Raw genomic sequence first — 12,610 nt, 5'->3', positions numbered from 1 at the left:
CGTGTTCCGGGCGCCAACGCACAATCATTGTTCCGGGCGCCAACGCACAATCATTGTTCCGGGCGCCAACGCACAATCATTGTTCCGGGCGCCAACGCACAATCATTGTTCCGGGCGCCAACGCCCCATGCCGAGAAAGACCATCACCAGTTGCCGTTCGGTGCGAGTGACGATCTCCTGTTCGGCGTCGCGTCCGCGGCGATCACCGTCAAGCAGGTCGGCGACGGCGGTGAGCATGATCGTGACGATGAGTTCGGCGGCCAGTTCGAGGTCCTGCGGCTGCCACTGCGCGAGATCGGGTAGCCGCGACAAATCGATGGCCAGTTCCTTGGAGAAGAGCCGCAACTCGGTGTCGATGGCGCGACGGATCTCGGCGACACCGCCGTGCTGCTCCCGGACCAGGAAGCGGAACGCGGTCTCGTTGTCATGGACGTGCCGCAGCAGTATGGCCAGTGAATTCTGTGCGGTCGGCAACGCCTGCCGCGCCGCGAGGTCACGCCTGCCCTCCCGCAGGGTTCGGCGCAGGATACGCATCGAGTCCTCGACCAGGGTGACGCCGAGATCCTCCATCGAGGCGAAGTGCCGATAGAACGCGGTCGGCACTATACCGGCGCCTCGGGCGACCTCACGCAGGCTGATGGTGGCGAAGCTACGTTCACTCACCAGCTCCAGGGTGGTGTCGAGCAGCGCCTGCCGTGTCCGGCTCTTTTTGTCGGCGCGGCTCTCGGTGTCCGAATCCCGCGCGGCGCGCGTCGAAGTACGTCGGGTTCGGGTCACCGGGTGAGTCTATCGCGGCGCGTGCCGGCGCCCGGAGCAGCTCAGGGCAGGAAGACCAGGCGTCCGACGGTGGTGCCCGCACCGAGTCGACTCAGACCATCGGCCACATCGGTGAACGCGAGTCGCTCCGAGATCAGCGGTGTGACCAGGCCCTTGTCGGCCAGTCGCAGTAGCTCGGCATGGCAATCGTCGATGACCTCCGGATTCTTGGTCTGATAGAGCCCCCAATGCAGCCCGACGATCGAGTAGTTCTTGATCAGCGCGTGATTGAGCGCCGGTTGCGGAATGGTGCCGCCGGCGAATCCGATCACGACGATCCGGCCCTCGAATGCGATGCACTTCGTCGAGCCCGCGTATGCGTCGCCGCCGACGGGGTCGAAGACGATGTCGGCGCCGTGTCCATCGGTGAATTCCTTGACCGCGGCGACGAAGTCCTCGGTACGCCGGTTGACGACGAGGTCGGCACCCAGTTCACGGACGTACTGCTCCTTCCGGTCGTCGCCCACCACTCCGACGACGCGGGCTCCGGCCGCCTTGCCGAGTTGGACGGCGGCACTGCCCACGCCACCGGCCGCGGCATGTACCAGCAGGACATCGCCGGCCGAGATCTGGGTGCGGCGGTGCAGGGCAAACCAGGCGGTCTGGTAGCCGATGGTCAGGGCTGCGGCCTCCGCGTCGTCGAGCGCACCGGGCGCGGCGAAGACCGATCTCTGCTGCATCAGCGCGTATTCGGCGAAGGCGCCGCCAGGCAAGATCGGCGTGCCGACGACGCGGTCTCCGACGACCGCGCGGGTGACGTCGTCGCCGATCTCGACGACCTCACCGCACAATTCGACACCCGGTGTGAACGGCAACGGCGGCTTGATCTGGTACTCGCCTCGACACAGCAGCACGTCGGGGAAGTTGGCCGGTGCGGCAAGGATCTTCACCTTCACCTGGCCGGGTCCGGGCGTGGGTTCATCGATCTCATCGAGACGCAGGACGTCGGCGGGTTCGCCGAGGTGGTGTACTCGCCAGCTCTTCATCAGGGTGTCTCCTCGAAAGGTGGTGCGTGGATCTGTTATTCGTGGTGCCGGGTCAGTTCGGGGGCAGGCCGACGAGTTCGGCAAGGCGGGCCCGATGCCAGTAGCCGTCGCCGAGTGCGATCTGATCGGCCTTCGCGCGCTTGAGGTACAGGTGCGCGGGGTACTCCCACGTCATGCCGATCCCGCCATGCAGTTGCACACATTCCTCGGCGGCCCTGACCGCGGTATCGCCGCAGTATGACGCCGCGACATGCGCGGCGATTCCGGCGTCGTCGTCGGCGCGGGCAATGGTGTCGGCGGCGTAGCGGGCCGCGGCACCCGCCGAGCTGACCTCCAGCCACAGATCGGCCATTCGGTGCTTGATCGCCTGGTAGGAGCCTATCTGACGGCCGAACTGCCTGCGATCCTTCACATATGCCAGCGTGGTGTCGAAGCACCACTGGGCGACCCCCAACTGTTCGGAGGCCAGCAACGCCGAGGCCGTCCGCATTGCGGTGCGGAGCGCATGATCGGGATCGCGTGTGTCGACGCGCCGGGAGGGGGCGGCGGTGAACTCCACATCCGCCAGCGGACGGGTCATGTCGAGGGCGAGGACCGGACGTACCTGCACACCGGGCGAATTCGTCTCCACCACATGCAGTTCGGTGCCGGCATCGCCGGTTGCCGGGATCACCAGGATGTCGGCCTCCGCGGCACCGGTGACGGTGTCGACGCGCCCGGACACGGTGCCGTCGTGCGTGCTCACCACCGGGTCGACGTACGCCGCCGAGAACGGCACCACGAGGGCCGCGGTGATCGCACCCTCCGCGAGTCGCGCAACGGTGTCGGTGTCACCGGCAGTGAGCAGTGCCAGTGTCGCCAGTACCGCCGACGAGAGGTAGGGCACCGGAGCGACGGCTCGGCCGATCTCCTCGCAGACGACGGCCGCCTCGCGCGCGGATGCCCCTGCGCCGCCGAGGGTTTCCGGAACGAGGAGGCCGGCGAGCCCGAGGTCGACGGCGAGGGTCTTCCACACTCCGCTGACGTCGGGCGCCGGGTTGTCATAGGAGCCCATCACGACGTCGGTCGGGAGACGGTCGGCGAACAGCCGACGCACCGAATCTCGCAGCGCGACTTCGGTGTCGGAGTAGTCGAGATCGGCTGCGGCAGGCTGGGCGATCATCGCGGCAGGTCCTTCCAGGCGACGTCTTTGTCGACGCGGTGTTCGGGGGGCAGACCCAGTACGCGCTCGGCGACGACGTTGCGCAGGATCTCCGAGGTTCCGCCCTCGATCGAATTACCCTTGGCGCGCAAGTAGCGGTAACCGGCGTCACGACCGGTGAAGTCCACGCTCTCGGGTCGGCGCAGTGACCAGTCGTCGTAGCGCAGGCCGGCGGCACCGGAGATCTCGAGATCGAAGCCCGAGATCTGTTGGGCCTGACGGGCAAAGGCCAGCTTCATAGCCGATCCCTCGGGTCCGGGTTGACCCGCTGCGAGTTGACCGCGGAGTCGTTCACCGGTGAGTCGGGTGACCTCGGCATCGACCCAGAGGCGCATCAGGGTGTCGAGTTTCGACGGATCGCGGACATCGGGGTCGACACGCCAGCGGTCAGTGAGCTTGCCGATCATGCCGCCTTCGCGTGGCGCACCCGAACCGATGGCGACGCGCTCGTTGTTGAGCGTCGTGGTGGCCACCCGCCAACCGTTACCGACGTCGCTGATGCGGTTGGCGTCCGGGATGCGAACGTCGGTGAGGAACACCTCGTTGAACTCGGCTTCGCCGGTGATCTGACGCAGCGGCCGGATCTCGATACCGGGGTCGGCCATGTCGACGATGAAGTAGGTCAGCCCGGCATGTTTGGGCGCCGACGGGTCGGTGCGTGCCACCAGTATGGCGCGCTGGGCGTTGTGCGCGCCGGAAGTCCAGACCTTCTGCCCGTTGACGATCCACTCGTCTCCGTCCCGGACGGCGCGCGTGGCGACCGCGGCGAGGTCGGACCCGGCACCGGGTTCGCTGAAGAGTTGACAGTAGATGTGTTCACCGGTGTAGAGCGGACGCAGGAACCTGGCGCGTTGTTCCTCGGTGCCGAGCGCGGCGATGGTCGGCGCGGCCATTCCCAGTCCGATCCCGTTGCGCGCCTTGGCAGGTCCCGGTGCACCGGCCGCATCCACGGCGGCGTCGACCTGCGCCTGGTGGCTCTGCGCAATACCCAGACCGCCGTGCCCTTTCGGAAAGTGCACCCAGGCCAGCCCGGCGTCGAATCGCGCACCCAGGAAGTCGGCTGCCGGCGTGGTGGCCGGGTCGTGCGTGTCGAGGAGTTCCATCACCCGGGTGCGCAGTTCGGTCTCGACCGCTTCGGCAGACTGGTCCACGAGGTCTCCTGATGTCGTGCAGCGGTTGTCAGTGTGCGGCAAGGGCGTCGGATCGATACGGCGCGGCATCCCCGAGATGCTGACCCCCGTCGACGATCATGATTTCGCCGGTCATCCAGGACGCCGCATCGGAGGCGAGATAGGTGATGGCGGAGGCGATGTCGTCGGGTTCACCGATGCGGCCGAGAGCAGTCGCGTCGGCCACCTGGGCCTCATGCTCCTTCCAGAGCGCCTCGGCCAGGCGGGTGCGCACAACGCCCGGTGCGACGGCGTTGACCCGGACTCGAGGTGAGAGTTCCAGTGCCAGTTGTTTGGTCGCATAGATCAGAGCGGCTTTGGTCGTGTTGTAGAGCCCGATCATCGGCTCGTGACCGAGACCGCCGATGGAGGCGGTGTTGATCACCGAGCCGCCATGCTCCCCCATCCACTTCTCGACGGCGATGGCCGTCCACATCAGTGGGCCCCAGACATTGACGTCCATGATCTTGGCGAACCGCGCGTGGTCCTGTGCGATCAGCGGCCCGTACGCGGGGTTGCTTCCCGCGTTGTTGACCAGGATGTCAACGGAGCCAAAGCACTCGATTGTCTTCTCGATACACGCGCGGGCCTGGTCCTCCTCGGCCGCGTGCGCACCGATGCCGAGCACGTCCGGTCCGATCTCCAACGCGGCGGCCTCAGCCGCGTCGGCCTTTCGGGACGTCACCACAACATTGGCACCCGCCGCGGCCAAAGCTGTGGCGGCGGCGAATCCGATCCCGCGCGACGCGCCGGTGACCACCGCGGTCCGGCCTGTCAGATCTGCGAGCGACATGCAATTTCACCTTTCAACAGTGACCTGGGTCTCTCCATCATCTATAGTTGAAGTCGGAATCAAGTTCAACTCATGGCATCCCCACACCCACACAGGAGGCGTCCATGCCCGCACTCACACTGCCCGTCCGGCCCGCCAACGCCGCCGACCTGCGATCACTGATCGGCGTCGAACTGGGACCCACACCGTGGTACGAGGTGAGTCAGAACCGGGTGAACGCGTTTGCCGACGCCACCGATGACCATCAGTGGATTCACATCGATCCGGCCCGCGCCGCGGGGAGTCCACTCGGAACGACCATCGCCCACGGCTTGCTGTCCCTGTCGCTCGGCCCGCATCTGTCAGGGCAACTGCTGCGGTTCGACGGCTTTGCGCATTCATTGAACTACGGCTACAACAAGGTTCGCTTTCCGGCACCCGTGCCGGTGGGTTCTCGCGTACGCATGCGGGTGTCGGTTATCTCGGCCGACGAGGTTACCGGCGGGATTCAAGTGGTCACCTCGCAGATCCTCGAGTGCGAGGGATCGGACAAGCCGGTGATGGTGGCCGAGTCTCTCGGCCGGGTCGTCGCCGCCGATTCCTGATGGCCGCCAGTACGATTCACCAATTCTGATCTCGCCAATTCATCGGAGTACCCGCTATGCCTTCAGTCCTCGACCCTGTCCGCCACCACGCCGTCACCACCCCGGAAGCGGTCGCGCTCCGCGCGGAAGGGACGCGCTGGTCCTATCGCGATCTGTACGAGACGACGCTGACGTATGCGGGCGGTCTCCTCACAGCGGGAGTGCGCCCGGGTGACCGGGTACTTCTCGCCGCACCGTCGGTGCCCGAGTTCGCCGTCGCCTATCTCGGCGTGCAGGCGCTCGGCGCGACCGTCATCACGGTGAACACCATGTCGACCGCGGCGGAGATCGAGTACTTCTTGGTCAATTCCTCTGCTGCACTCGCCATTCGATGGCACGAGCTCGGCCAGGCGGTCTCCGACGCCGCCCACGCCGTTGACGTGGACGTGATCGACCTCCTGCCCGGCGCACCGTCCGGCGACCGTCGCATCGACGCTCCCGCCGACCGCGAGCCCGAGGACACCGCGGCGATCCTGTACACCTCGGGCACCACCGGGAAGCCCAAGGGCGCGGAATTGACCGTGGGCAATCTCCTTGCGGCGGGCCAGATCGCGGCGTCCTTGAGTCGCGGTACCGCCGATGACCGCATCGGCACCGGCCTGCCACTGTTCCACGTGTTCGGCCAGGCCTCGGTGATGATGGCCGGTTTCACCTCGGGCGCAGCGATCTCACTCCTGCCGCGGTTCACTCCCGACGGAATGCTCGAGATGCTGCGTCGCGACCGTCTCACCATCATGTGTGGTGTACCCACCATGTGGAATGCCATGCTGCACAACGTCCCCGACGACTCCGCCGCCGACTTCGCACAGTTGCGGGTGGCGGTGTCGGGCGGCGCATCATTGCCCGGCGACATCGCGACGGCGTTTGAGAAGCGATTCGACTGCACCCTCCTCGAGGGATACGGCTTGACCGAGACGACGGCGATGGCGACGTTCAACGACATCGATCGCGGCGCAAAGATCGGATCCACCGGAGCGGTGGCGCCACGTACCGCGATTGAAATCCGCGACAGCGATGGAAATCGCTGCGCGAACGGCATTGTCGGCGAGGTGTTCATCCAGGGCGACACGGTGATGAAGGGCTATTGGCAGATGCCCGAAGCCACCGCGGCCGTTCTGTCACCGGACGGCTGGTTCCGGACCGGCGATCTCGGCGCGTTCGACGACGACGGCGATCTCCGGATCGTCGACCGCGTCAAAGATCTCATCATCCGGGGCGGGTACAACGTGTATCCCGGCGAGGTCGAAGAAGTGCTGTACGCGCACCCGGACGTTGTGGAGGCGGCCGTCATCGGGATCGCCGACGATCACTACGGCGAGGAAGTGGCAGCAGTCGTGGCCCTTCGACCCGACGCGGCCGTCACCGGCGAAGAGATCACCGCGTGGTGCCGGGAGCGACTCTCCGCGTACAAGATTCCGCGAATCGTCGCGTTCACCGACGCCCTACCCAAGGGCTCCACCGGCAAGATCCTCAAACGACAGATCGACCGAACCACACTTCGCCGGCCGGTCGCGCACTCATCCGCCGGCTGAGTCCCGATCACTCTCCCCGCCCGCGTTCAGGCACACCCGCGCCCGTCGCGTGTCCCACCCGTCGGCCGAGACACTAGACCGCCGGTCGAGCCGGGCAGAGCGCCAACCGCCGCGTTGAGCTCCGCCGAAACGACGCCCGTAGCCGACGCCGCCGACATCGACGACTCGGCAAGTTCGGACGCTGACAGCGAGTGCGACCACGAGGGCGGGTCACCGACCGAACCGACCAGGCGTCGACGAATACGATTCAGGCGCTGCCCAATCCGATCCCGTCAAGCCTCGACCGCTCGATCAGCGGGATGGTCCCGACGCCGTGGGCGGCGAGCGCTCAGAGGTATCTGGTGTCACCGATACCGGGGAGATCGAACTGGTCGTCTTCGACGGAGACGGTGTTGCGATCACCGACGATCCCGACGACCCCGACACCACTGCCGGGCTGGATCATGCGTCGCGTACGCGGATCACCATCCACGACACGACCAACGGGACGGGCGGCTCGACCAGCAGATGGGCTGGACCAGCGACAGGATGTGCGGCCGCACCCCCGTCAACCTCAGGTCAGTGGCGGTTCCGTGATCTCGCCAGTTGTCGAATCCACTCACGTGAGGTCGCCGGATCGATGACGTCGTCGAGTTCGAAGGTGGTGGCCGACTGCAGCGCCTTACCATGTGCGTACGCCCCGGCGAGGAGCTCGTCGAAGAGCGCAGCACGCTCGCCAGGATCGGTCACCGCTTCGAGTTCCTTCCGAAATCCCAGCCGCACCGAGCCTTCCAAACCCATGGCGCCGATCTCACCCGTCGGCCACGCCACCGTGAACTCGGGTGCGTGGAACGAGCCGCCGGCCATGGCCATCGCGCCGAGACCGTAGCCCTTGCGGAGAATGATCATGCCGAACGGGACCGTCAGTCGCGCCCCGGCAATGAACATGCGCCCGAACCGGCGCACCGTGGCGTCCTTCTCGGATTCGGGACCGACCATGAAACCCGGTGTGTCGCAGAGTGTCACAACAGGAAGTCGGTGCGCCTCGCAGAGCCCGAGGAACTCGGTGGCCTTATCCGCGGCCTCGGCATCGATCGCACCACCCAGGTGCGCATTGGAGTTTGCAAGGACACCGTAGGCCACACCCTCGACCCGGATCAGTGCGGTGACCATGCCGACGCCGTAGTCACGCCGCAACTCGAGTACCGATCCGACGTCGGCCACCGCATCGATGGCGGATCGGATAGCGTAGGCGCGTAACCGATTCTCCGGGACCACATGTCGGGCCAGGCGTACATCGGGTGCCTCCCATTCGTCACGATCCCCTTGGAAATACGAGAGGTATCGTCGTGCAATGGCGACGGCGTCGGCCTCGTCGCGCGCCGCGACGTGGACCACTCCGTTTCGCGATTGCACATCGACGGGTCCGATCTCCTCGGGCCGGAACACACCGAGTCCGCCACCCTCGACCATCGCCGGCCCGCCCATGCCGATGTTGGCGTCGCGGGTGGCGATGAGAACATCACACGCACCGGCCAGAGCGGCGTTCCCGGCGAAACATCGCCCCGACACGATGGCCACGGTGGGAACGACGCCGCGCAATCCGGCCATCGAGCGGAAGGTATCGAGTTCCAGTCCCGCGGCGCCGAGCGCATCGGTATCGCCGGGACGACCGCCACCACCTTCGGCGAAAAGCACCAACGGAATCCGCTTGCGCCTGGCGATCTCGAGTAGACGGTCGGTCTTGGCGTGATTGCGCATCCCCTGGGTACCGGCGAGGACGGTGTAGTCATACGAGATCACCACCGCCTCCGCGGTCGCCGCACCCACCTGATCGGCACCTATCGTGGCCACACCGCCCACGAGGCCGTCGGCCGGTGTGTTGGCGACCAGGTCCTCTTCACTGCGACGGGTGCGCTGGGCGGCCAACGCCAACGCACCGTACTCGGTGAAACTTCCCTCGTCGACCAGATCGGAAATGTTCTCACGCGCCGTGCGACGCCCCTGGGCATGTCGCTTAGCCACCGCCTCGGGACGAGCGTCGTCCCGGGTGACATCGTGTCGTCGAAGGATCTCGGCGAGATCCTCGCGGACCTCGTCGGGATCGATCACATCGACATCGACCGCGACGGCCCCATCAACGCCGGCCAGGATCACCAATGACTCACCAACAGGTACCGCCCGGTGAGGGACGCCCAGCACCCGTCGAATTTCAACCGAATGGGGCAGCGACACAACGTGTTCCATCTTCATCGCTTCGAGGACCACGATCGGCGCATGCGCGGGAATGACGGTGCCGACGGTCGGCAGATCGACCACCACTCCGGCCATCGGCGCGGTCAGTACCTGCTCGTCCGCCCCGACCTGCACCTGGTCCCGACACACCGATGGACCATCGGCGAGCGACTCCTCCGGTACCAAGTCTGCGATTCGACGCTCGAGGTAGTCGGTGCCGACAGCACCCGCGCCGAACTCCTTGTCTGCCAACACCGCACGCAGCACCGCAATCGTGGTCGAGACACCGTCGATGGCAAAGTCCGCCAACGCGGCGTCGACTTTGCGGACGGCTGCGGCGAAATCGTCGTGACGTACGTGGCCGATCACCTTGGCCAGCAACGAGTCGTAGCGTGGGCTGATCACCAAACCGGGACGGCCATAGGTATCGACGCGGATCCCGGGGCCGGTCGGTGGCGAGAACACCGTCAACGCACCGGAATCGGGGGTGGTGGCCGCATCGGGTCCGATGGTCTCGGTATTGATGCGAGCCTGGATCGCGATTCCGTGGCTTGATGCCACCGTCCCCGACACCTGATCGCCCACCGCGGTCACACCGGCGGGCAACCCCAATTCGTCGAGAGCACACCCCTCGGCGACCCGCAGCCCCACCTCCACGAGGTCGATTCCGGTCACCTCTTCGGTGATGGTGTGCTCCACCTGAATTCGTGGGTTGACCTCCAGGAAGACGAACGTATCACCGGTGACCAGGAATTCGACGGTGGCCAATCCGCGATACCCATTCTGAGCGCACAGGGTCACCGCCGACCGATGCAACGCGGACCGCACGTCCGCGTCAAGACCCGGTGCCGGAGCGATCTCCACGAGCTTCTGCCGGCGCCGCTGCACGCTGCAGTCGCGGTCGCCGATCGCCAGAGCGTGTGCCACCCCGGCGTCGTCGCGCGCAGCGACCACCTGCACCTCGATGTGGCGTGCTCCGCGGAGTAGTTCCTCGGCGAACAACGATCCGTCGCCGAAGCCCATCTCCGCCTCGGAAGTGCACACCCGGAATGCCTCACCGAGATCGGCGGGGTCGGTCACCGGTCGCGTTCCGCGGCCACCGCCGCCGGCGATCGCCTTGAGCATGATTCCGGCCGGATGAGCGAGCAGAAACCGTTGCGCGGTGGCCTCGTCGATTCCGCCGCCGGTGGCCTCGAGAACCGGCACGCCTGCGGCGACTGCCGCCGAGCGGGCGGCCGCCTTGTCTCCGAACAACTCGAGTATCTCGGCGTCCGGGCCGACGAAGTTCAGTCCGGCCTCGACACAGGCACGCGCGAATTCGGCGGACTCACTGAGGAATCCGTAGCCCGGGTGGATGAGTGTCGCGCCGGCGTTCACGGCCGACGCCACCATCGCCGTGATGTTCAGGTAGGCCGATGCACCGACACCGGGCAGGCCCATCGCGATCGACGCCGCGGATACGTGTGGGGCGTCGGCGTCGTCTGCTGCGTAGACGGCGACGGTGACGTATCCCAGTTCCCTGGCCGTGCGAATGATCCGCAAGGCGATCTCGCCCCGATTGGCGACGAACACCGTCGCCGGCGTCGCAACCGTCATGTCACGCTCCCTCGCTCGTGCTGTCAGATCATCCTCGCGCAGCCCGCCCGGTCGTCGACGGCGGGTTCCGCATGTGGCACACACCGCGACGTCCACCGGTCACCCGGTGGACGTCGGAGCCCGTGCGTGTCTCAGACCGCGCGCGCCAGTCCCGGGAGTGCCCGCGGGTCGCTGAGGACCGACGCCGGATTGGTTTCACGCAGACGCCATGCCGAGGCGAAGGTGATCACACCCATCAGCGCCACGAACCCGGCGACCAGCGTCGTGGTGCCGGTCTCCTCGATCAGTGCGGTCATGATGAACGGCGTGCCACCGCTGATCGTGATGGCGGCGAGCTGGTAGGCCAGCGACGCTCCCGAGTACCGAACGTTCGGGGCGAACAACTCTCCCATGAACGCGGCGATCGGTCCGTAGGTCATCGACTGGAAGATCGATCCGACGGTGACCGCCACGAAGAACGCGGCGAGGTTGGCGGTGTTGACGAGCCAGAAGTACGGGAAGGCCCAGGCGACGATGCCGACCGCGCCCACCATGATCAAGGGCCGGCGGCCGATGCGGTCCGACATCCAGCCGGACCACGCCACGACCGGCACCGAGATCAGGCAGCTGAGCATCGACATGGTGAGCAGTTGGTTGCGGTTCATGTCCAGCGCGGCAGTGGCGTAGCTCAACACACCGGCGATCGAGATGTAGAACAGGGCGTTGGTGGCGGCGAGGAGACCGCAGCCGAGCAGGATGGTGCGCCAGCTCCCCCTGATCGCCTCCAGCAGTGGCGCCTGGGGTACGACCTCTTTGCCGGCAGCGACCTGCCGCTCGAGCTCCTTGAACTCCGGTGAGTCCTCGACGCGGGTCTGGATGAAATAGACCACCGGGAACAGCACCGCCGACAGCAGGAACGGTATCCGCCAACCCCAGGACAGGAACGCCTCGTTGGACACCGCCGAGCTGGTTCCGACGAAGATCAGATTGCCCAGCAGCACACCGAAACTGACGCCCATCTGGCCGAATGTCCCGGAGAATCCACGACGTTTGGGACTCGCCGACTCGGTGAGCAACAGCACGATGCCGCCCCACTGGCCGCCGCACGCCAGTCCCTGCGCGAATCGCAACAGCACCAGCAGGATCGGGGCGGCCACGCCGATCGCCCCGGCCGTGGGCAGACAGCCGATGAGGAAGGTGCACGCCCCCATCACGAACAGGGAGACGACCACCGCCGGTTTGCGACCGTACTTGTCGCCGTAGTGACCCGCGATCAGACCGCCGATGGGCCGTGCAACGAATCCGGCCCAGAACGTGCTGAAGGACAACAGTGTTGCCACGAACGGCGACGAACCGGGAAAGAAGATGTGCGGGAACACCAACGCGGCCGCGGTGCCGTAGAGGAAGAAGTCGTACCACTCGATCGAACTGCCGACGAGCCCGGCGGTCAGGAGTTTTCGGTGGGCGCGCGTGCCATGGGAATCGGAACTCGTCGGCGCCGCCACGCGTGCTCGTTCTGCCGATCTATCTGCTGCCATACCACTCTCCTGTGATTGTGCGGGACCAGGATGAAGTTGAGCTCAAATTCAACTCACGCCACTATCGCAAGCCGCGATAGTGATGTCAATCACTCACCGCGCCGCCTGTGACCAGACGGGAGGTCAGGGTTGTCGTTTTCCCTTGACGCGCGGGGCCCGGGTC

General features: G+C 66.3%; 10 protein-coding genes. 2 read left to right on the top strand and 8 right to left on the bottom strand.

The genetic code is table 11. The features are described 5' to 3' along the window. Positions 1–102 precede the first annotated feature (102 nt). From ACWETB_RS14795 to ACWETB_RS14775, 5 genes are read right to left on the bottom strand one after another with little or no spacing between them, the layout of a single operon-like run. Complete coding sequence (locus tag ACWETB_RS14795) at positions 103–777, bottom strand: TetR family transcriptional regulator (protein WP_452211902.1); 675 nt, start codon at positions 775–777, stop codon at positions 103–105. A 41-nt stretch (positions 778–818) separates the two neighbouring features. Further along, positions 819–1,802 (bottom strand): NADPH:quinone oxidoreductase family protein, encoded by a 984-nt coding sequence (locus ACWETB_RS14790; RefSeq protein ID WP_452211900.1) that lies wholly within the window; start codon positions 1,800–1,802, stop codon positions 819–821. Positions 1,803–1,854: 52 nt separating this feature from the next. Continuing rightward, on the bottom strand, positions 1,855–2,964 hold the full coding sequence (locus ACWETB_RS14785; RefSeq protein ID WP_452211898.1) for an acyl-CoA dehydrogenase family protein: 1,110 nt from the start codon (positions 2,962–2,964) through the stop codon (positions 1,855–1,857). Next, on the bottom strand, positions 2,961–4,196 hold the full coding sequence (locus ACWETB_RS14780; RefSeq protein WP_449743684.1) for an acyl-CoA dehydrogenase family protein: 1,236 nt from the start codon (positions 4,194–4,196) through the stop codon (positions 2,961–2,963). The genes ACWETB_RS14785 and ACWETB_RS14780 overlap by 4 nt, the downstream gene beginning before the upstream one ends. Next, entirely contained in the window at positions 4,183–4,965 is a 783-nt protein-coding gene (locus ACWETB_RS14775; protein ID WP_452211896.1) for an SDR family oxidoreductase, read from the bottom strand. Before ACWETB_RS14775 ends, ACWETB_RS14780 begins: the two co-directional genes overlap by 14 nt. A 104-nt stretch (positions 4,966–5,069) precedes the next feature. Here ACWETB_RS14775 and ACWETB_RS14770 point away from each other — a divergent pair, with 104 nt between their 5' ends. Both ACWETB_RS14770 and ACWETB_RS14765 read left to right on the top strand, forming a co-directional pair. Next, on the top strand, positions 5,070–5,549 hold the full coding sequence (locus ACWETB_RS14770) for a MaoC family dehydratase (RefSeq protein ID WP_449743521.1): 480 nt from the start codon (positions 5,070–5,072) through the stop codon (positions 5,547–5,549). A gap of 56 nt (positions 5,550–5,605) precedes the next feature. Continuing rightward, complete coding sequence (locus tag ACWETB_RS14765) at positions 5,606–7,120, top strand: AMP-binding protein (protein ID WP_452211894.1); 1,515 nt, start codon at positions 5,606–5,608, stop codon at positions 7,118–7,120. A 328-nt stretch (positions 7,121–7,448) separates the two neighbouring features. On the opposite strand, the gene ACWETB_RS14760 is transcribed toward ACWETB_RS14765, so the two are convergent. The 3 genes from ACWETB_RS14760 to ACWETB_RS14750 form a co-directional block, all read right to left on the bottom strand. Then, positions 7,449–7,592 carry a hypothetical protein gene (locus ACWETB_RS14760; protein ID WP_449743519.1) on the bottom strand — a complete coding sequence of 48 codons (144 nt, stop codon included), beginning with the start codon at positions 7,590–7,592 and terminating at the stop codon, positions 7,449–7,451. A gap of 86 nt (positions 7,593–7,678) precedes the next feature. After that, positions 7,679–10,930, bottom strand: a complete 3,252-nt coding sequence (locus ACWETB_RS14755; protein ID WP_452211892.1) for a carboxyl transferase domain-containing protein — start codon at positions 10,928–10,930, stop codon at positions 7,679–7,681. Positions 10,931–11,061: 131 nt separating this feature from the next. Next, positions 11,062–12,447, bottom strand: a complete 1,386-nt coding sequence (locus ACWETB_RS14750; protein ID WP_449743517.1) for an MFS transporter — start codon at positions 12,445–12,447, stop codon at positions 11,062–11,064. Positions 12,448–12,610 lie beyond the last annotated feature (163 nt).

Source organism: Gordonia sp. NPDC003950, from assembly GCF_053605205.1.
Note: the sequence above shows the minus strand (reverse complement) of the source record. Positions and strands in the feature narration are given on the sequence as shown.